Source organism: Blautia sp. HA9023, from assembly GCF_056504095.1.
In genome coordinates, this window is sequence record NZ_JBWLUR010000010.1 from 206,150 (window position 1) to 227,500 (window position 21,351).

The 21,351-nt window shown below is 46.2% G+C and carries 15 protein-coding genes, 1 rRNA gene and 2 pseudogenes (1 of these 18 running past the window's edge); 4 read left to right on the forward strand and 14 right to left on the reverse strand.

What is annotated here, in order from left to right; genetic code table 11:
* The first annotated feature begins 31 nt into the window (after positions 1 to 31).
* The 3 genes and pseudogenes from rfbA to rfbD all read left to right on the forward strand — a co-directional run bounded on the left by rfbA (position 32) and on the right by rfbD (position 2,987).
* Positions 32 to 928 (forward strand): glucose-1-phosphate thymidylyltransferase RfbA, encoded by an 897-nt coding sequence (gene rfbA / locus AC04Q6_RS16485; protein ID WP_476389778.1) that lies wholly within the window; start codon positions 32 to 34, stop codon positions 926 to 928.
* 94 nt (positions 929 to 1,022) lie between these two features.
* Positions 1,023 to 2,058, forward strand: a pseudogene (gene rfbB, locus AC04Q6_RS16490) (dTDP-glucose 4,6-dehydratase).
* The gene (gene rfbD, locus AC04Q6_RS16495; protein WP_021976534.1) at positions 2,055 to 2,987 is read left to right on the forward strand and encodes a dTDP-4-dehydrorhamnose reductase; all 933 of its coding nucleotides are present in this window, start codon (positions 2,055 to 2,057) and stop codon (positions 2,985 to 2,987) included. Before rfbB ends, rfbD begins: the two are co-directional and overlap by 4 nt.
* 106 nt (positions 2,988 to 3,093) lie before the next feature.
* On the opposite strand, the pseudogene glmS reads toward rfbD, so the two are convergent.
* From glmS to AC04Q6_RS16510, 3 genes and pseudogenes are all read right to left on the reverse strand, one after another.
* Positions 3,094 to 4,933, reverse strand: a pseudogene (gene glmS / locus AC04Q6_RS16500) (glutamine--fructose-6-phosphate transaminase (isomerizing)).
* An 86-nt stretch (positions 4,934 to 5,019) separates the two neighbouring features.
* Positions 5,020 to 5,577, reverse strand: a complete 558-nt coding sequence (locus AC04Q6_RS16505; RefSeq protein ID WP_476389779.1) for a CpsB/CapC family capsule biosynthesis tyrosine phosphatase — start codon at positions 5,575 to 5,577, stop codon at positions 5,020 to 5,022.
* Positions 5,578 to 5,593: 16 nt separating this feature from the next.
* Positions 5,594 to 5,812 carry a CpsB/CapC family capsule biosynthesis tyrosine phosphatase gene (locus AC04Q6_RS16510; protein ID WP_476389780.1) on the reverse strand — a complete coding sequence of 73 codons (219 nt, stop codon included), beginning with the start codon at positions 5,810 to 5,812 and terminating at the stop codon, positions 5,594 to 5,596.
* A gap of 132 nt (positions 5,813 to 5,944) precedes the next feature.
* Here AC04Q6_RS16510 and AC04Q6_RS16515 point away from each other — a divergent pair, with 132 nt between their 5' ends.
* Entirely contained in the window at positions 5,945 to 6,823 is an 879-nt protein-coding gene (locus tag AC04Q6_RS16515; protein WP_118062648.1) for a homocysteine S-methyltransferase family protein, read from the forward strand.
* A 155-nt stretch (positions 6,824 to 6,978) separates the two neighbouring features.
* Here the strand turns inward: AC04Q6_RS16515 and ptsP are convergent, their stop codons facing one another.
* The 11 genes from ptsP to AC04Q6_RS16570 form a co-directional block, all read right to left on the reverse strand.
* Positions 6,979 to 8,619 carry a phosphoenolpyruvate--protein phosphotransferase gene (gene ptsP / locus AC04Q6_RS16520; RefSeq protein WP_118071112.1) on the reverse strand — a complete coding sequence of 547 codons (1,641 nt, stop codon included), beginning with the start codon at positions 8,617 to 8,619 and terminating at the stop codon, positions 6,979 to 6,981.
* A 30-nt stretch (positions 8,620 to 8,649) separates the two neighbouring features.
* Positions 8,650 to 9,690 carry a polyamine ABC transporter substrate-binding protein gene (locus tag AC04Q6_RS16525; protein WP_118062650.1) on the reverse strand — a complete coding sequence of 347 codons (1,041 nt, stop codon included), beginning with the start codon at positions 9,688 to 9,690 and terminating at the stop codon, positions 8,650 to 8,652.
* A 33-nt stretch (positions 9,691 to 9,723) separates the two neighbouring features.
* Positions 9,724 to 11,577 carry an extracellular solute-binding protein gene (locus AC04Q6_RS16530; RefSeq protein ID WP_118071111.1) on the reverse strand — a complete coding sequence of 618 codons (1,854 nt, stop codon included), beginning with the start codon at positions 11,575 to 11,577 and terminating at the stop codon, positions 9,724 to 9,726.
* Positions 11,578 to 11,589: 12 nt separating this feature from the next.
* Entirely contained in the window at positions 11,590 to 12,408 is an 819-nt protein-coding gene (locus AC04Q6_RS16535) for an ABC transporter permease (protein ID WP_021976528.1), read from the reverse strand.
* Positions 12,408 to 13,454, reverse strand: coding sequence for a spermidine/putrescine ABC transporter ATP-binding protein (potA, locus tag AC04Q6_RS16540; protein ID WP_021976527.1), 1,047 nt, complete (start codon positions 13,452 to 13,454; stop codon positions 12,408 to 12,410). Before potA ends, AC04Q6_RS16535 begins: the two co-directional genes overlap by 1 nt.
* The gene (locus AC04Q6_RS16545) at positions 13,444 to 14,238 is read right to left on the reverse strand and encodes an ABC transporter permease (RefSeq protein WP_021976526.1); all 795 of its coding nucleotides are present in this window, start codon (positions 14,236 to 14,238) and stop codon (positions 13,444 to 13,446) included. The genes potA and AC04Q6_RS16545 overlap by 11 nt, the downstream gene beginning before the upstream one ends.
* On the reverse strand, positions 14,235 to 15,089 hold the full coding sequence (locus AC04Q6_RS16550) for an ABC transporter permease (RefSeq protein ID WP_118071110.1): 855 nt from the start codon (positions 15,087 to 15,089) through the stop codon (positions 14,235 to 14,237). The genes AC04Q6_RS16545 and AC04Q6_RS16550 overlap by 4 nt, the downstream gene beginning before the upstream one ends.
* A complete protein-coding gene (locus AC04Q6_RS16555; RefSeq protein WP_021976524.1) occupies positions 15,082 to 16,305 on the reverse strand; it encodes an ABC transporter ATP-binding protein in 1,224 nt (407 codons plus the stop codon). The genes AC04Q6_RS16550 and AC04Q6_RS16555 overlap by 8 nt, the downstream gene beginning before the upstream one ends.
* A 242-nt stretch (positions 16,306 to 16,547) precedes the next feature.
* Positions 16,548 to 17,858 (reverse strand): peptidase dimerization domain-containing protein, encoded by a 1,311-nt coding sequence (locus AC04Q6_RS16560; protein WP_118062653.1) that lies wholly within the window; start codon positions 17,856 to 17,858, stop codon positions 16,548 to 16,550.
* 41 nt (positions 17,859 to 17,899) lie between these two features.
* Positions 17,900 to 18,727 (reverse strand): HAD family hydrolase, encoded by an 828-nt coding sequence (locus AC04Q6_RS16565; protein ID WP_118062654.1) that lies wholly within the window; start codon positions 18,725 to 18,727, stop codon positions 17,900 to 17,902.
* 401 nt (positions 18,728 to 19,128) lie between these two features.
* Positions 19,129 to 21,351: ribosomal RNA gene (locus AC04Q6_RS16570) — 23S ribosomal RNA — on the reverse strand; it runs 665 nt beyond the window's last position.

Consider the following 21,351-nt stretch of genomic DNA (forward strand, 5'->3'; position numbering starts at 1 on the left):
GCTGCACATCATCACGCAAAGGAGAAAACATATGAAAGGAATTATTTTAGCCGGAGGCTCCGGAACACGTCTTTACCCGCTTACCATGGTGACCTCCAAACAGCTTCTGCCGATCTTTGACAAACCGATGATCTACTATCCTATGTCTGTTCTTATGAACGCAGGCATCCGTGATATCCTGATCATCTCCACCCCGCAGGATACCCCGAGATTTGAGGAGCTTCTCGGTGACGGCCATCAGTTCGGTGTCAACCTTACCTATGCTGTACAGCCAAGCCCGGACGGACTTGCTCAGGCATTTATCATCGGCGAGGAATTCATCGGCAACGACACCGTATGTATGGTCCTTGGTGACAACATTTTCGCAGGACATGGCCTCAAAAAGCGCCTGAAAGCTGCTGTAGACAATGCAGAAACCGGCAAAGGTGCCACTGTTTTCGGATACTATGTAGATGATCCGGAGCGTTTCGGCATCGTGGAATTCGACCAGAACGGAAAAGCGGTTTCCATTGAAGAGAAACCGGAAAAGCCAAAAAGCAACTACTGTGTAACCGGTCTCTACTTCTACGACAACAAGGTTGTAGAATACGCAAAAAATCTGAAGCCAAGCGCAAGAGGCGAGCTTGAGATCACAGACCTGAACCGTATCTACCTTGAGAAGGGACAGCTGAACGTTGAGCTTCTGGGCCAGGGCTTCACATGGCTGGATACCGGTACACACGAAAGCCTTGTAGAGGCAACCAACTTCGTAAAGACCATGGAGCAGCATCAGCACCGCAAGATCAGATGCCTTGAGGAGATTGCTTACTTAAACGGCTGGATCACAAAGGAGGACGTGCTCAAGGTTTACGAAATCCTTAAGAAAAACCAGTACGGTCAGTATCTCAAGGATGTTCTGGACGGAAAATATCTGGACGCTCTTCACTGAGCCGACCTGTTTTTTAACACTGTATTTACCGGCGGGCTCCGTTCCGACGGAATCCGCATAAGATCAATCATTCATATTATAAAGGAGATTTTTTATGACAATCATTGTTACCGGCGGTGCCGGATTTATCGGAAGCAACTTTATTTTTCATATGATGGAGGCTCATCCGGACTATCGTATCGTATGCCTGGACTGCCTGACTTACGCAGGAAACCTTTCCACTCTTGCACCGGTTATGGACAAACCGAACTTCCGCTTTGTAAAGGAGAGCATCACAGACCGTGACGCTGTTTACAAGCTTTTCGAGGAAGAGCATCCGGACATCGTGGTAAACTTCGCAGCTGAGAGCCACGTAGACCGTTCCATCGAAAACCCGGAGGTATTCCTTGACACCAACATCAAGGGTACTGCTGTTCTCATGGATGCCTGCCGTAAATACGGAATCCAGCGTTATCATCAGGTTTCCACAGATGAGGTTTACGGAGATCTTCCTCTTGACAGACCGGACCTCTTCTTCACAGAGGAAACTCCGATCCATACAAGCAGCCCATACAGCTCCTCCAAAGCAGGTGCTGACCTTCTTGTTCTCGCATACCACAGAACCTACGGCCTGCCTGTGACCATCAGCCGCTGCTCCAACAACTACGGCCCGTATCACTTCCCGGAAAAGCTGATTCCTCTGATGATCGCCAACGCTCTCAATGACAAACCGCTCCCGGTTTACGGAAAAGGCGAAAACGTCCGCGACTGGCTCTATGTTGAGGATCACTGCCGTGCCATTGACCTGATCATCCACAAAGGACGTGTAGGCGAGGTTTACAATGTAGGCGGACATAACGAGATGAAAAACATCGATATCGTAAAACTGATCTGCAAGGAACTTGGCAAACCGGAAAGCCTGATCACACACGTGGCAGACCGTAAAGGCCATGACATGGCGCTACGCTATCGACCCGACCAAGATCCATAACGAACTTGGCTGGCTTCCGGAGACAAAATTTGCAGACGGAATCAAAAAGACCATCAAATGGTACCTTGACAACAAGGAATGGTGGGAAACCATCATCTCCGGTGAGTACCAGAATTACTACGAAAAAATGTATGGAAACCGCGAGGAGGTTAAAGCATGAAATTTTTCGTAACAGGCGTTGGCGGCCAGCTTGGCCATGACGTGATGAATGAACTGTCCAGCCGTGGACATGAAGGCGTAGGAAGCGACATTGCACCTTCCTACAGCGGCATTGCAGATGGTACTCCGGTTACCACCATGCCTTATGTCCAGCTGGATATCACAGATAAAGAAGCAGTAGCAAAAGCCATTCGCGAAGTAAATCCGGATGCAGTGGTACACTGTGCTGCATGGACAGCCGTAGATGCTGCAGAGGATGAGGAAAACCGCGAAAAAGTACGTCTTGTCAATGTTGTGGGAACCCAGAACATTGCGGACATCTGTAAAGAGCTCGGCATCAAAATGATGTACATTTCCACAGACTATGTTTTTGACGGCCAGGGAACTACTCCATGGGATCCGGACTGCAAAGACTACGCTCCCCAGAATGTATACGGCCAGACCAAGCTTGACGGCGAGCTGGCAGTATCCGGCACTGTTGATAAATTCTTTATCGTACGTATTGCCTGGGTATTCGGCAAAAACGGAAAGAACTTTATCCGTACTATGGTAAATCTTGGAAAAACTCACGACAAACTTACCGTTGTCAGTGATCAGATCGGAACTCCGACTTATACTTACGATCTTGCCCGCCTTCTGGTTGACATGATCGAGACCGATAAATATGGTTACTATCATGCAACCAACGAGGGCGGCTACATCAGCTGGTACGATTTTACAAAAGAAATCTTCCGTCAGGCCGCTGCCCTCGGACATAAAGAATACGAAAATGTGCAGGTTTCCCCTGTTACAACTGCGGAATATGGTGTTTCCAAAGCGGTCCGTCCTTTCAACAGCCGCCTGGATAAATCCAAACTTGTAAAGAACGGCTTCCAGCCTCTTCCAACATGGCAGGATGCTCTGGAGCGTTATCTGAAAGAAATTCTGTAAATTTCTGTAAATAGCACAAAAACGCCTGCATTACATGCCGGTCCAGAATTCATAACTTCTGGCCGACGACTGTGGTGCAGGCGTTTTTTTATTATTATGAAAAAAATTATTCTACGGTAACACTTTTGGCAAGATTTCTTGGTTTATCCACATCCAGGCCTTTGTTTACACTTACATAGTAACCCAGAAGCTGTAACGGGATCACCGCCAGGGATGTTGCAAAATGCGGATCTGTCTTTGGAATATATACCGTGAAATCTGCAGTATCTTCAGTATTATAATTTCCAAATGTTGTAAGTCCCATCAGATATGCACCACGGCTCTTGCACTCAACCATGTTACTGATGGTTTTTTCGTAAAGTTTCGGCTGTGTCAGAACACCGATCACAAGAGTTCCATCCTCGATCAGTGAAATCGTTCCATGTTTCAGCTCACCGGCTGCATATGCCTCAGAATGAATATAACTGATCTCCTTCATCTTAAGACTTCCCTCAAGACTGATGGCATAATCAATTCCTCTTCCGATAAAGAAAATATCCTTGGCATTGGCCTGTTTGGAAGCAAACCACTGCAGTCTTTCCTTATCCTCAAGAATTCTCTTGATTTTCTCCGGGAGTGTCTTCAGTTCTTTTACATAGGCATCACACTGTTCTTCTGTGATCTCACTTCTGATCTTCGCAAACTGGAGTGCCAGCACATAGGCTGCGATCAGCTGTGTACTGTAAGCCTTCGTGGTCGCAACAGAAATCTCCGGACCTGCAAGTGTATAAAATACATTGTCTGCCTCTCTTGCAATAGAAGAACCGATAACATTCACAATAGCAAGTGTACGGATCCCTCTGGCTTTACATTCGCGGAGTGCCGCAAGGCTGTCTGCTGTCTCACCGGACTGACTGACAATGATCGCAAGGCCGTTTTTGTCCAGGATCGGATTACGATATCGAAATTCTGATGCCAGCTCTACACGTACCGGGATACGTGCCAGATCTTCAAACACATACTGTGCTGCCATACCGACATGATATGCGGAGCCGCAGGCAACGATATAGATCTGGCTGACATTCCTGATCGTATCCTCATCCAGTCCAACCTCGGAAAGATCAATTTTTCCATCTTTTACAACCGAATTGATTGTATCAGAAACTGCCTTCGGCTGCTCATGGATCTCTTTCATCATGAAATGTTCAAATCCGGCCTTCTCTGCTGCTTCCGCATCCCACTCGATCGTCTTGAGTTCCTTCTCGATCTCTTCTCCATCCAGATTGTAAAAGGTGATCTCTCCCTTTTTCAGCATGAGCCATCTCCTGATTTCCAATATAATAAACATTTCTTGTATATTTCAGGATTGCCGGAACATCTGACGCAATATAAGATTCCCCATCGCCTACTCCGAGGATCATCGGGCTGTCTTTTCTTGCCACAAAAATCTCTCCTGGATAGTCACGGAACATCATTGCAAGTGCATAAGAACCACGGATACGTACCATTGCATGGCCGACTGCCTCAACCGGTGATTCTCCATATTTCTTATAATAATAATCCACAAGGTTTACCGCAACTTCTGTATCCGTAGCAGAATAAAAAGTATATCCTTTGCGGAGAAGTTTGGCCTTCAGCTCCTGGTAGTTCTCAATGATGCCGTTGTGTACGGCAACAACATTTCCATTTTCACTGACATGCGGGTGTGCATTCGTCTCGGATGGCTCTCCATGTGTTGCCCATCTCGTATGGCCAATGCCACAGGTTCCCGGAACCGATTCTCCTCCATTAGTCTTCTCGATCAGAACTTTAAGGCGACCTTTTGCCTTAATGACTTCTGTTTCTTTATCACCGTCACGCACTGCGATACCGGCGGAATCATATCCTCTGTATTCAAGTTTCGAAAGGCCATCCAGCAAAATCGGTGCTGCCTGATGCTTACCTGTAAAACCTACTATTCCACACATATTCTAGTCTCCTTTATAATATGTATAACATTTTTTCTGTGAAAGTATATCACATATTTCTTTTTTTTGCGATAAATACTTTTTCCCTAACGTTCTGTGATCTTTCCCGGATTATCGATCAGTATTTTTTTTACATATTCTTTTCCCATTATTTTTTCCATTTTTGCAGCGCATTTACCAATCTGGGGGATTCTTTCATTCTGCCGGTGCCCGTCTGAGCCTACAAAATCCAGGATTCCCTGTTTCATCAGTTTTTTCGCGAATAATTTCGCTCCAAATCCACTTTCTCCGCTGATCGTATCCGCATTGATCTGGATATAAGCCCCTGCTTCTCTTAACTCTTCAAGAAACCTGATATCGCTTCTGGTCGCCTTATAACGTTCTGCATGGGCAATGATCGGAATAAATCCGTTCATCAGAAGACTTCGTACCCTTTCTTCTATATAACTCTTTTCATCACTGTTACTGAATTCTACAAGTACATATCTGGAACCGGCCAATGTAAGTCTCCGGCCTTTTTTCAGGCATTCTACCATATCCATACTGGAATGCAGTTCACAGCCCAGATAAAGCTGCAGGTCACCCTGTCCGATCTTGATGGCTTCTCTTCTCAGCTGCATAAACTGTCTTGTTACAATATTCATATGTGGCTCAAACATTTCATATCGAAAATGGGGTGTCAGTATTCACATGTCGCACGCCTTCTTTATATTCTTTACTCAGCATCCACAGGGATTCTTCCATATTCCTTGCGCCATCATCTACCCCTGGCAGAATATGGCAATGAATATCATAAAGTCCTTTCATCAAAACAATCCTTTCATTTCTCTTAGCAGTATCTCTGTGTTTTCTCTCGTGGCTATTATACAATCCTGTCATTTATTACGCAAGGTCTTTATTATTCTTCTCTCCTATGTTAAAATAGACCCACGGCAATGAGTGCAGCAGTTACAGGAGGAGCCTTATTTTTTTGCCAACCGTGATTGGCTGCCATAAGGAGGATATAAACATATGACAAAACAGGAATTTCAGAAACTGACTGAGAACCATGTCCTGCTGCTGGATGGTGCTACCGGTTCCAACCTGATGAAAGCAGGAATGCCAAGAGGTGTCTGCACAGAGAGCTGGGTGCTTGAGCACAAAGATGTGATCCAGTCCCTTCAGAAAGCTTATATTGAAGCAGGAAGCCATATTATTTATGCACCTACATTCGGTGGAAACCGCATTAATCTCACCATGCACGGTCTGGAAGATCAGATTGAGCAGATCAACCATACCCTGGCCGGCTACACCAAAGAGATCACACCGGAGGGCGTTTATGTTGCGGGAGATATCACCACAACCGGTAAGATGATGGCCCCGGCCGGTGATATGACCTACGAAAAAGCCTTCGAAACCTATCAGGAACAGATCGGTTATCTCCGTGACGCAGGTGTGGATCTTATCGTAGCGGAAACCATGATCAATATTGAAGAGACACTGGCTGCTGTAGATGCCTGCCAGAGTGTCTGCGATCTCCCGATCATCTGTACTGTGACTGTAGAAGCAGACGGAAGTATCTTCAGCGGCGGCAATGCCGTAGAGGCTGCTATGTCCCTCGAAGCTGCCGGTGCCAGTGCAGTCGGCATCAACTGCTCTGTTGGTCCGGATCAGCTGGTATCTGTTGTCCGTAATATCAAAGAGAATGTTTCCATTCCGGTTATCGCCAAACCGAACGCGGGAATGCCGCAGATCGATGATCTTGGTAATGCCGTTTACAGCATGACACCTGCTGATTTTGCAGGCTATATGAAGGTGCTTGTTGAGAACGGAGCTTCTGTGATTGGCGGATGCTGCGGTACTACACCGGAATTTATTTCAGAAACCGCACGTGTTCTCGGACTTCGATAACTTAACAAAGCGGATTTGAAATATCCACCTGGAATTTCCAGCATGGTAATCATACAAAAAATCCTGAGAATCCTATGCGAAATATAACATAGAAATTCTCAGGATTTTTATTTGTTTCTGTTTTTCAGAAAAAGGATCTCCTATAATCTCAGATACTATTGCTCTTCCGGCCTGTTTGACGCATCTGCAAATGCTGCACGGATTGCTTTTCGTACCGGAAGTACACATGCCGGAACCACAGAAAGTCCATCCACTCCCATCTGGATAAATTTCTCTGTAAGATTGGAATCTGCTGCCAGCTCCCCACATATGTAAACATTACATCCGGATTTATGTCCTGCTTCTGTCACCATCCGGATCATCTTCACAAGCGCAGGATGATGGTCATTGTATTTGTTTTTCAGAAGAAGATTCTGCCTGTCCATAGCCAGGGTATACTGGGTCAGGTCATTGGTTCCAAGGCTTAAGAAATCCACACGTTTTCCCAGTTCCTCGCTGATCATAACTGCAGCCGGTGTTTCGATCATGATTCCGGTACGGATATTTTTGTAGGGAATATTCTTCTCATCCAGGCCTTTTTTTACCTCCTGGATCAGTTTTTCGATCTCATCCAGTTCTTCCTCCGATGTGATCATCGGATACATCAGACTGATGTTTCCATAGGCACTTGCCCGGTAAATGGCACGAAGCTGGGCTTTGAACATTTTTTTCCGGTCAAGGCAAAGTCGGATACCGCGGTTTCCCATCATAGGATTGACTTCATCCGGGATGGCCATATATTCTGCCTGCCGATCTGCACCCAGATCTACGGTACGGATCACAACCGGACGGCCTTCCATATCCTCCGCTACCTTCTTATAAGCACGGAACAGCTCGTTCTCTCTCGGGTAATTTTCTCTTCCAAGATACTGAAATTCACTTCGAAGGAGACCGATGCCTGTAGCTCCGTAATAAAGAACCGTATTCAGATCATCCAAATTTCCGATATTGGCCAGAAGTTTGATCTGTTTTCCATCGGCTGTGATATCCTCCTGATTACGAAGTCTTAAGAGTTCTTCCCGTTCTTCCATATCTGCCCTGTGGCGGATCTCATATTCTTTCAGAAGTTCCGGTTCCGGATCAATATACAGAGTTCCTGTATATCCATCCACAATGGCCATATGGCCGTCCCACTCCTTCTGTATCTCCACTTCCACCAGTGTAGGCACTGCCATGGATTTCGCCATAATCGATACATGGGAAATGATTGATCCCTGATGCATGACTATTGCCAGAAGGCTGGATTTGTTCATCTCCAGAAGTTCATTTGGGGAAATCTGCTCTGCCGCAAGGATCACCGGCTCATCTCCCAGATTGATCCGCGCATGGGAACCACCCATGGCGCCGATCAGAAGTTCTGAGATCTCCCGGATATTTTCGATCTGTTCCTTGACAGCCTCGTCTTCCAGCTTGCGAAATACATTGGCAAGCTCATCTCTGGTTGTCTGGACCGCATAAGCCGCACTGACCTTTTCTGTTGTGATCATGCTCTCTACAGCCCGCTGGAAACTGCCTCCGCTTAAGAGCTTCAGCTGACGTTTCAATGTCAGCTCCTGCTCTTTTGGGAGGGGTGCTCCGTTTTTATACATATGCTGGATCTGGGTCTTTACTGCTGTCCTTGCATGGTCCAAACGATCCAGCTCTTTTTTTACATTGTCTACCATAGACTGACGGATCTGGTATTCGCCCCTGTGGTAATACAGTATTTTTCCAATGGCTATCCCGGAAAAAGCGGATGTGCCTTTGTATATTTCCACCTGAAAAACCCCCTTACTGGTCTGTCTGCCTTAATCGCAGGCAGCTTTGAATTCTGTCCAGATCTTATTGTATTCCTGCTCTGCTTCCTGGCTTACGTTCTGCACGATCTCACCCTTGGTCACATCATCCGGTACAACCAGGTTCGCATCTACCAGATCATCTGCTGCCTTGTTTGTATTATAATAACCTACAGAATTGATGCACTTTGCAGTTACTTCCGGCTGCAGGATATAATTGATAAATTCATTGGCGGCCTCCGCATTCGGTGCTTCACTTGGGATAAAAGTTCCAAGAATACCAAATCCAAGGCCCTCTTCCGGATAAACCACCTTCAGATCCGGGTTATCCTTCAGTGCCTGTGTTACCTGGGATGTGTAAAGAAATGCCACACTTGCTTCTCCGTTGAGCAGGGCATTCTGTGTATTGTCATCCTGGATCATGCGGATATTCGGTGCAAGCTCTTTCAGTCTCTCACCGGTCTTGGCGATCACATCCACATCCTCTTCATTCATGCTTTCACCCATGGAAAGCTGTGTGATTCCTGCGATTACACGATAATTTCCGATGATGGCCACACTGTCTTTCAGAGATTCATCCCAGAGATCTTTGTATCCCTTGATATCAATATCTACCTGATCCGGATCGTAAACGATCAGCGGGATTCCTGCACCATACGGCACGGTGTACTCATCATCCGGATCATAGAACTGCCCCTGGAAAAGCGGATTGATGTTTCCGAAATTGGTAACAGTATCCTTGTCGATCTTCTGGACAAGTCCTTCTTTTACCGCACTGTCGATAATGTAATCATCTGCAATTACCACATCGTAATCACCACCTTTTGCCTGGGAAAGTTTCTCAAGCATGGTCTCATCGGTATCAAAGTTAGAATAGACAACCTTGGTTCCTGTTTCTTTTTCAAAATCATCCAGCACTTCCTGAGGAACCATTCCGTCCCATGTATAAAGTACCAGTTCATCTTTATCCTTTGCACTGACGCTGACACCTGTTACCATAGCTGCTCCAAGTGCCGCACATAACATGATCGCTGCTGCTTTTTTTGCTTTCATAGAACCTCCTTCATGTCTCTCTCTGACGTCTTGTTATTTTGCTTTTACCTTGGTCCAGAGCTCTGCAAATTTCTGCTTGATCTTTGGCTTCTGGTATCCGAAGATTTCATTCTTGGGATTATCGATCTGCGGAATATAAGAATCAATTCCCTCATAAGTTCCGTTTTTCATCTCCTCGAACGCACTCTTTACAGTAGAAGTATATCCTACTTCTTCGGTATTGGAAAGAGCATTTTCATCATCCAGCATAAAATTGATGAACTCATGAGCCAGATCTACCTCATTACAGTCCTTGGTGATGACCATCGCATCATACCAGGTATTGGTTCCCTGCTTTGGAGTGTAATAATCAAGATCCGGATTCTCACTGATGATATAAGAAGCGTCACCGGAATAAACCACTGCCATTGCTTTGTTTCCGGAGATCATATTATCGATCACATCATCTCCTGCATAGATCGGATCCATGGTATCACGCTGGTTGATCAGCCATTCATAAGCTTCCTGAATCTCACCCAGATCTGTGGTATTCATGGAGTATCCAAGTGCTTTCAGGGCGATCATAAAGGAATCTCGTTCGGAATCGTACATGTAAAGATTTCCTTTATATTTCTCATCGGTAAGAACATTCCAGCCCTCTCTATCCAGATCTTCCTGTGATACTACATTCTTATTGTAAAGGATTCCCACGGTTCCCCAGAAATACGGACAGGAATAGCGGTTTCCCGGATCATAGTCCTTGTTCTGTACTTCAGGGAGAAGATTCTTCTTATTTGGAATCTTTTTCCAGTCAATAGACTGAAGGTATTCTTCCTTGATCAGCCTCTCGATCATATAATCGGACGGTACCAGAACATCGTAGGTCTCACCGCTGGCAAGTTTTGTATACATCATCTCGTTGGACTCAAACGTCTCATAGACAATGGTACAGTTGTACTGTTTTTCAAATTTGTCGATCAGGTTCAGATCCATATATTCACCGGCATTATATACACGAAGTACATGGCTTCCCTGGCTTACAAGCGTCCATTTTCCAAAAACGGCCACCAGAATCACAGCCGTAACTGCTGCCACGATCTTTCTTGTTCTCGGATTCATCTTCTTTACTGTAGAATCCTGAAGCTTCGGCAGTATCAGATTTGCAAACAGCAATACCAGTACGATCACCACGATCACGAGCGTTGACAGTGCGTTGATGGTCGGATTGATACGCTTCGTCATATTATATACAACGATGGAGATATTTTTTACTCCATTTCCGGAAACAAAATAGGAAATTACGAAATCGTCAAAGGACATGGTAAATGCCAGAAGCGCTCCCGCAAAAATTCCCTCTTTGATCATAGGCACGATAACTTTTGTAAGGGCCTGATATGGCGTTGCACCAAGATCCATCGCCGCATTGGCCAGGTTAGGGTCCAGGTTTCGCACCTTCGGATATACACTGGTAATTACATAAGGCGTACAGAACGCGATATGTGCCAGCAGCATGGTCAGATAACCTTTCGTCATTCCCAGAGAAGAAAACAGAAGCATCAGACCGATAGCTGTTACGATCTCCGGGTTCAGGATCGGAAAGTTATTGATGGTAAGTACCAGTTCCTTCAGTACTTTTCTGGATTTGGAAAGGCCGATGGCTGTAATAGTTCCCAGCACTGTGGAAATAATTGTTGCCAGGATTGCCACTGTGACAGAAACATAAACTGCCTTGCTGATCTCCATGTTGTTTATCAGCTCTCCGTACCAGCGCAGGGAAAATCCTGTGAATCTGGTCAGAGACTTGGATGAGTTAAAGGAAAAAATCATAGTCACAAGGATCGGCAGGTAAAAAAATGCCAGACACAGCACTACATATAATTTTGAAAATATGGTATTTTTTCTTTTCATCTCCTGCCTCCTTTAATCGTCCTGGGTGTCCATCTTCTTCATCAGGCTCATAAAGATCAGGATGATCACTGCCAGGATCAGAGAGATGGCACTTCCAAAGTTCCAGTCACCTACGGAAATAAACTGTGACTCGATCAGGTTACCGATCAGCATGTACTGACCGCCGCCAAGAAGCTTCGGAATAACGAAAGTTGAGATGGACAGAAGGAATACCATCATAACACCATTGACCACACCTGGCATGGAAAGCTTCCAGGTGACTTTCCAGAAGGTCTGGAATGGATTGGCCCCAAGGTCATTGGCCGCCTCGATCAGTGATTTATCCATTTTACTTAAAGAAGTATGGATCGGAATGATCATAAACGGCATGAAGTTACAGACAAGGCCCACAATAACCGAAAAATCTGTATACATCATGGTGATCGGTGAAATTCCCAGCATTTTCAGAAGGTTGTTCACCAGACCATTGTCTGAAAGAATATTCATCCATGCATAAGTACGAAGGAGCATGTTGATCCACATGGGGATCGTAACCATAAGGATGAGAAAACTCTGCACCTTCTCGGAGTATTTGGAAATAATATATGCCAGCGGATATCCGCACACAAGACAGATCAATGTGGTCAGGATACCCAGGCGAAAAGATTTCAAAATAACACTTAAATAAGTAGTTTCCAGGAATTTTGCAAAATTCGCCCATGTAAAATGTAAAGTCAGAACTTCATTTCCATCTGAGGTAAATGCATAAAGTACGATCAGGATCAGCGGTACCACGATCAGGATCGAAGCCCAGATGATGTACGGCTTGATCAGATGTTTGAACTGTTTCATTAGTATCCTCCCATTCTGCACATAACATGGATATCCTCAGGACCAAACTTCAGTCCTACTTCTCGTCCCACTTCCGCATAATCGGTAGTGTGCACCATGTATGTGCGAAGCTCCGTCTCGATCAGGATCTCATAATGAACACCTTTGAACGTAATGTTCCGTACAGTTCCTCTGATCTTGGCCTGATCCGGTTCCACAATATCCAGATCCTCCGGACGGAGAACTACCTCAATGGCTTCGTTGTCCTCAAATCCCTTATCCACACATTCAAACTGGAAACCATCAAACTCTACCAGGAAATCTTTGATCATCGTTCCTTCTATAATATTGGATTCTCCGATAAAACCTGCCACAAAACGGTTTTCCGGCTCATTGTAGATGTCTGTCGGGCTTCCGATCTGCTGGATCTCACCGTTGTTCATAACAACTACGGTATCGGACATGGAGAGAGCCTCTTCCTGGTCATGGGTAACATAAATGAAAGTGATTCCTACTTCTCGCTGGATCTTTTTCAGCTCGATCTGCATCTGTTTACGGATCTTGGCATCCAGAGCTCCAAGAGGCTCATCCAGAAGAAGGACTTTCGGCTCATTGACAAGAGCTCTGGCAATGGCAACTCGCTGCTGCTGACCGCCGGAAAGAAGGGTGACGTCTCTTTTTTCGAAACCTTCCAGACCTACCATCTTCAGCATTCTTTTGACTTTCTGCTCAATGACAGTTTTATCTACTTTTTTCAGATTCAGGCCGAAACCGATATTATCCATAACATTAAGATGTGGAAACAGCGCATATTTCTGGAATACCGTATTGATCTCCCTTTTATATGGAGGAAGCTTGGAGATCTCAATGCCGTTAAACAGCACCTCTCCACCGCTTGGTTCCTCAAATCCTGCGATGATCCTCAAGGTTGTTGTTTTTCCACAGCCGCTGGGTCCCAGAAGCGTAAGGAATTCGTTTTCGTGGATATCCAGGTTGATTCCCCGGAGCACCTGCTGGTCATCAAAATTTTTTGTGAGATTTTTTAACTCGATCAGTTTATTGCTCATCTCTCTTATTCCCCTTCCCGCGTTTTCCCATGATCAGATACACGGCCAGCACAAGGAGGATCACTCCCAGCATCATAGTACAAAGTGCATTGATCTCCGGCGTAACGCCTGTTTTCATCTGTGTGTAAACTTTTATCGGCAGCGTGGATACACGCGGACCGGTCACAAAAATGCTGATCACCACATCATCCATGGACATGGCAAAAGCCAGCAGAGAGCCGGATATGACAGCCGGCATGATCAGAGGCAGGGTAATGTCCCAGAATGCCCGGAAAGAACCGGCGCCAAGATCTCTGGCTGCCTCTTCCAGGGACGGGTCCATTCCCACAAGCCGTGCTTTTACTTCCATTAAAATATAGGGCACGCAGAAAACCGTGTGTCCGATCAGAAGTGTCAGCATTCCAAATGGCAGGTTCAGCATATAGAAAAATGCCATCAGTACCATTCCCAGAATGATCTCCGGGATCATCAGAGGCAGAATGGAAATGTACTCCATCACCCCTTTTGTTTTCCAGTGGATCCTGGAAAGTCCTACAGCCCCCAGCGTTCCGATCACTGCAGATACCCCGCAACTGGATATAGCCAGAATCAGGCTGTTTTTCAATGCCTGGATCAGATCTCTGTCCTGAAACAGTTCCTGATACCATTTCAGAGAAAATCCGGTAAAACGCACCGGAAGTCTTGCTTCATTAAACGAAAATACCACTACCACGCCAATGGGCAGATACATAAGGAAAAACAGGATTCCCAGGTACAGTCCTGAAAGTTTTGAATTCTTTTTCATCCGATTCCCTCCAGTTCCTTCACATTGGTGATCTTCCTGTACAGTACGATCATCAGAGTGGTCAGTATCATCAGTACCACCGCCAGTGCCGCGGCAAAAGGCCAGTTATTCCCTCTTGTCATCTGCTCCTGAATCAGGCTTCCTACCAGTACGATCTTATTTCCGCCCAGGATATCCGCAATAAAAAACAAGCCCATAGATGGAATAAAGGTAAGGATCACTCCGGAAAGAAGTCCCGGCAAAGTCAGCTTAAAGGTAACACTCCAGAAAGCTTTCCATCTGCTGGCTCCCAGATCTCTGGCTGCCTCCACCAGTGACCAGTCCAGTTTTTCCGCACTGGAATACACGGACAAAGCCATAAACGGCAGCAACACATAGATCATACCGATCACAATGGCAGGATAGCTGTACAGGATTTTTAAAGGCTCCTGAATGATGCCAAGTTTCATCAGCAGATAGTTCAAAAGACCCTTTTTCTGGAGAATGATGATCCAGCCGTACAGACGGATCAGGGAATTCACCCAGAAAGGCAGCATCAGAAACAGCATGGCAAGCTTCTTTTTCCCCTCGGAAAGCTTTGCCATAAAATACCCAAATGGGTAACCTACCAGGCAGATGATCAGGGTACTGGTGATGGCAAGGCGAAAAGATCCCGTAAAAGTCTGTAGATATACCGGTTCCAGGATCTGTTTATAGTTATCCAGTGTAAATTTCCAGTTCACACCATAGCCGCCGTCTGCCGTGAAAAAGCTCAGTGCGATCACATACAGAAGGGGCAGCGCAACGAAGATCAGTGTGAAAAGATACAGCGGCAGGATCATCCATACGGAGCCTGCACCACGCTTACGCATTGGTGCCTCCCTGGTCCACCAGTACGGCATCTGTGGGAAGAAAACAGCAGCGCACCTTTTCTCCTACGCTGACGTTTGTATCAATGCCATAACGACTTGCCACGATTTCCTGGCCTTCCGAGGTTTTCAAAACAACACGGAGCTGGCCGCCGGCGAAAGTTTTTTCCACAACTTCGGCGATTAAGCCATAGCAGCTATTGTCTGTGTTCTTTTCTGCAGATTCGTGTGCACTCTTTTGTGTGTTTTCTAGTGTGTAATTCTGCGTGCTTTCTTGTGCATTTTCTTTATTTTCCTCAAATCGGATATTTTCACTTCTTACTGCGATGGTGACCTTTTCTCCTTTTTGGGGCAGATATCCTTTATCCGGTTCGGCAGTAATATTAACGTTGTTCATCGATACTTTGACTTTTCCGGCATCCGTTCTTACTGTGATCTGATCAGAAGCACCATCTGTTCTCTCTGGATCAACGCTTTCCACAACACCGGTAAGGATATTTGCATTTCCCACAAACATTGCCACATAGCTGGTCTTCGGATGATTGTAGATCTCATCCGGCGTTCCGATCTGCTCAAAGCGGCCGTGGTTCATCACTGCGATCGTGTCGGACATATTGATAGCTTCTTCCTGGTCGTGAGTGATATAGATAAACGTGATCCCCAGTTTCTTCTGCAGGCGTTTCAGCTCATGCTGCATGGCACGCCTCAGCTGCAGATCCAATGCCCCAAGAGGTTCATCCAGAAGAAGGACTTCCGGATTGTTCACAAGTGCTCTGGCAATGGCTACACGCTGACGCTGACCGCCGGAAAGTTCTGAAGGCTTTCGCTTCTCAAATCCGGAAAGCTGAACCAGTTCCAGCATTTCTTTTACCCTTCTGCTGATTTCCGCTTTCGATGTTTTTTTCAGTTTCAGTCCGTAACCAATATTATCTGCAACATTCATATGGGGAAAAAGTGCATAGTTCTGGAAAACCGTGTTCACATTACGCTGGTTCGGTTCCAGGGATGTCACATCTTTTCCATTCAGAAAAACCTGTCCGGAATCTGGCTGTTCCAGGCCTGCGATGATCCGCAGTGTGGTAGTTTTTCCACAGCCGGAAGACCCCAGCAAGGTAACAAATTCTCCTTTTTTTGCTGTAAGACAGATGCTTTCCAGGACGTCCTCCCCTTCCTGGAAGCTCTTTTTTATATTTTTGAGTTCTAATGAAATTTCGGACATTTAACTCTCCTTCTATTTACTATTACACAGATATTTCTATCTCTTTTTCAAATATGAACCTCACTTGTCTCAACACTTATCGCTCTGTGCGTTTACAAATATCTGAGTTATGAGGCATGCGGATATCCATCCCCCGCAGGGAAATTTCTTGATGCAAGATTGCTTATTGCACCCACTCAGGGGACTTCTTTGATGCAAGATTACTTATTGCACCCACTCAGGAACTTCCTCGATTCGGTTAACTACTCATTCTCATGGAAATTATCCCTTATATACTGACAATAAGTTTCTTTATTAAATACCGGTTTAAATTCCCGACAGATTTTTTTTGCTTCTTTTGCCTGATCGCAGAGAAGGTGATACGTAGTCAGTGCCAGAAGTTTGGCTGGTTTGATATAAGCCAGTTCTTCATCTACGATCCGAAAATCTGCCCCGTGAAGTTTTCCCTCAAATCCTCCAAATGTGAAATTCAGCACAGGAAACAGATGGGTCAGATCTCCCACATCGGTACAGGCATTGTTAAAATCTGCCGGCTTTGAGCACCGGTATGTCGCATCCAGAAGCTTTACGGATTCCTCCATCACTTTGTCTGCACCTCTGTGCAGGATCGGCATATATCCCTGAAGCGGTTCTCTTTCAATCTTTCCACCAAATGCATAGGCAGCTCCGTCATAAGCGCGGTCCATTTTTTCCTGAGTTGCGCGTATCGCATCAAGGGATGCCGCACGGACTTTTGTCTCGATCACCGCTTCGTCCGGAACCGCATTGATCACATCTCCGGCTTTTCGGATCACGTTATGAAGGCGCACATGGTCTTCCTCCCGGAAAGTTTCCCGCATCAGTCCCATCATCTGAATCGCACTGGAAGTAATGCTCAAAGCATTTACTCCATCCCAGGGATCAATGGCTGCGTGCGCTGCTTTTCCTCTTACTGTGACACGCTCTGCGGAAAATCCATTGCAGGCTGCATTCCCCAGATAAAAGTCTTCTTCTACCGGCATCATGTGTACATGTGTGGTCATAATAATATCCGAATGATCAAATTCTCCAAGCCGGATCAGCTCGCTTTTTCCGGATGCCGGAAAACCGATTCCCTCTTTCCGGAGCCGTGCACGTTTATCTGCATCAATGTATTCTTCCGCCGGAACGGCAAAAAAAGATACGGACCCAGACAGAGAGGCTTGAACCTCCTCATTGGTCAGTGCCAATGCTGCGCCGATCATGGCTGCAATCTGTGCGTGGTGTCCGCATGCATGTGCTGTCCCGTTAACGGGATCAGCCATCGGATGCGACTTACATCCGATGGCATCAAGTTCTCCAATAATAGTAACATTCGGTCCGTCCTGTTCCATCCACTCTGCGCGGACCCCTGTGCGTGCAAGTCCTCCATGTACACGAAGTCCCAGACCACGCAAAAAAGCCGCTACGTGTGCGGCTGTTCTCTCCTCATAAAACCCCGGCTCCGGATGACTCTGGATATCCTTCGCAAAGGCTATGATCTCGTCTCTGTGTTCATCTATTGTCTGAATGATTTTTTCTTCAATATAATTCATGTTGCATAACCTCCATTTTCCGCAGGTTAAGCTATATGATATCATAAAATAGTGGGTTTGGAAATAGGTATTTTGTGGAGATATTTCGCCACCCCGTCATTTTCATTAGATTCGATGATTCCGGTTGCCACAACTTTCAGTTCACTTACTGCATTTTCCACTGCATAGGCTTCATCCGCAATTTCAAACATATCAATATCGTTTTTCCCATCGCCAAAAACAACTAATCTGTCACATTCCAGTTTTTGTTTTAACTGCAAAGCAGCTTGCGCTTTGGATGCTTTTTGTGGCATGATCTCCAGCCATTGTTCTCCTGTATAGATGTCTTTCTGATAAACAACGTGATATTTATTTTTATATTTATGATAAAATGGTTCCAGTTTCTCCGGCTTATCAATACATGTGATATAAAAAAGATTCCCATCCATCAGTTCCGATTCTGCGGTTACAATATTAGTGCGTTTGTCACCTCTTCGGCTGTTTAAAAAGGCCTGCATTCCGCTTGTTGCTTTTTCCGGTATATAAGAAAATTTTTCGATATTATTCTGATATGAATATATGATCGGATATATTTCGTGTGCAAAAAGATCTTTTAATACCTCATATACGTCCTCCTCAAAATAATTGGCAATGAGGATTTCCTCTGTGATATTATCTTTTACGAATGCACCGTTGTATATAATAAGAGGAAAATGTGTGTTAAGACCTTCTGTTACTTTTTTTGCTGTATTTAATGAACGGGCTGTTGCATAGGAAAATAACATGCCTGAGGCAGTTAAGGTATTGATTGTTTTTATTGTATACGTGGATAAGGTTTCATTTTTTCGTAAAAGAGTTCCGTCAAGATCTGATACGTATAATGTTTTCATAAATAAAATAGATCCTTTCGTTTTGCTGTGTAGAGAAAAAGTGTTTTCGGATGATAATGGATGAATTAATATAAAATATTTCTTATTATAGCACAAAAAAAGTGGCTGTTTAAGCCACTTTCTAATGATTGTATATTCAAAACTACATACATGTGTTTGTTGATGGTTAATCGTTTTTGTTGAATCAAGTTTAACCTGCGTGCCGATTTACCTTTTTTTACGGGCTCGCAGCTTGCGCTGCATCGCCTGTTCTTTTAGGCTACTCCAGCGGTGGTCATCTCACGACTCCGTCGTTCGATGTCATTTGCTTCGCAAATGTTCAAGTCAGCTAATGCTCATACGTCCACAAGCAAGCTTGCTCCCGTATGACCCTTACCTGCCTTGCCCGCTTCCTCGGCTGGTTGGTCAAGCCCTCACCCGATTAGTAACAGTCAGCTCCATGTGTTACCACACTTCCACCTCTGCCCTATCTACCTCGTCGTCTTCAAGGGGGTTTACTTCACTAAGAATGGGATATCTCATCTTGAGGGGGGCTTCACGCTTAGATGCCTTCAGCGTTTATCCCTTCCGGACTTGGCTACCCGGCCATGGCTTTGGCAAGCCAACCGGTCCACCAGCGGTCCGTCCATCCCGGTCCTCTCGTACTAAGGACAGCTCCTCTCAGATATCCTACGCCCACGCCGGATAGGGACCGAACTGTCTCACGACGTTCTGAACCCAGCTCGCGTACCGCTTTAATGGGCGAACAGCCCAACCCTTGGGACCTACTACAGCCCCAGGATGCGATGAGCCGACATCGAGGTGCCAAACCACTCCGTCGATGTGAACTCTTGGGAGTGATAAGCCTGTTATCCCCAGGGTAGCTTTTATCCGTTGAGCGATGGCATTCCCACTTAATACCACCGGATCACTAAGCCCTACTTTCGTACCTGCTCCACCCGTCGGTGTCGCAGTCAAGCTCCCTTCTGCCTTTGCACTCTTCGAATGGTTTCCGTCCATTCTGAGGGAACCTTTGGGCGCCTCCGATACCCTTTCGGAGGCGACCGCCCCAGTCAAACTCCCCGCCTGGCATTGTCCCACCGCCGGTTCACGGCGGCTGGTTAGAAGCCCAATATCACAAGGGTGGTATCCCAACAGCGGCTCCATAGCAACTGACGTCACTATCTCTCAGCCTCCCACCTATCCTGTACATGCAACACCGGACCCCAGTGCCAAACTGGAGTAAAGCTCCATGGGGTCTTTCCGTCCTGGCGCGGGTAGCCAGCATCTTCACTGGCACTTCAATTTCACCGGATGTATTGCCGAGACAGCACTCAAATCATTACGCCTTTCGTGCGGGTCGGAACTTACCCGACAAGGAATTTCGCTACCTTAGGACCGTTATAGTTACGGCCGCCGTTTACTGGGGCTTAAATTCAAAGCTTCGACTTGCGTCTAACCTCTCCTCTTAACCTTCCAGCACCGGGCAGGCGTCAGCCCATATACCTCACCTTTCGGTTTCGCATAGACCTGTGTTTTTGCTAAACAGTTGCTTGAGCCTATTCTCTGCGGCCTGCTCTCGCAGGCACCCCTTCTCCCTAAGTTACGGGGCCATTTTGCCGAGTTCCTTGGCAATACTTCTTCCGCCGGCCTTAGGATTCTCTCCTCATCCACCTGTGTCGGTTTACGGTACGGGTACAATATAAACAATAGCGGCTTTTCTTGACGCATGGCTCACGGGCTTCGTTACTATATTTCACTCCACATCACGTCTTCCCATTGCATGGCGGATTTTCCTACCATACTGGTACCTCGCTTGTACCGGGCTTTCCATTCCCGGCTCCCGCTCTCCTTACGTGTCCCCACAGTTCTGTTATACTGCAGTACAGGAATATCAACCTGTTGTCCATCGGCTACGGCTCCCGCCCTCACCTTAGGTCCCGACTCACCCAGGGCAGATCAGCTTTACCCTGGAAACCTTGGATATTCGGCCTAGAGGATTCCCACCTCTATCTCGCTACTCATTCCGGCATTCTCTCTTCCATATAGTCCACAGCTCCTTACGGTACTGCTTCTTCCCATATGCAATGCTCCTCTACCAATCCTTACGGATTCCTTAGTTTCGGTGGCGCGTTTCAGCCCCGGACATTTTCGGCGCAGGACCTCTCGACCAGTGAGCTATTACGCACTCTTTGAATGTATGGCTGCTTCTGAGCCAACATCCTGGTTGTCTTCGAAATCCCACATCCTTTTCCACTTAACGCGCACTTTGGGACCTTAACTGTAGGTCTGGGCTCTTTCCCTTTTGACCGCCCAACTTATCTCGTGCAGTCTGACTCCCGGTGATATCTACACGGCATTCGGAGTTTGATATTCTTCGGTAGGCTTTGACGCCCCCTAGGAAATTCAGTGCTCTACCTCCGCAAGACTCACACCGAGGCTAGCCCTAAAGCTATTTCGAGGAGAACCAGCTATCTCCGGGTTCGATTGGAATTTCTCCCCTATCCACACCTCATCCCCACCCTTTTCAACGGATGTGGGTTCGGTCCTCCACTACCTCTTACGGCAGCTTCAACCTGGACATGGATAGATCACCCGGTTTCGGGTCTACTCCTACTGACTCTGGCCCTGTTAAGACTTGGTTT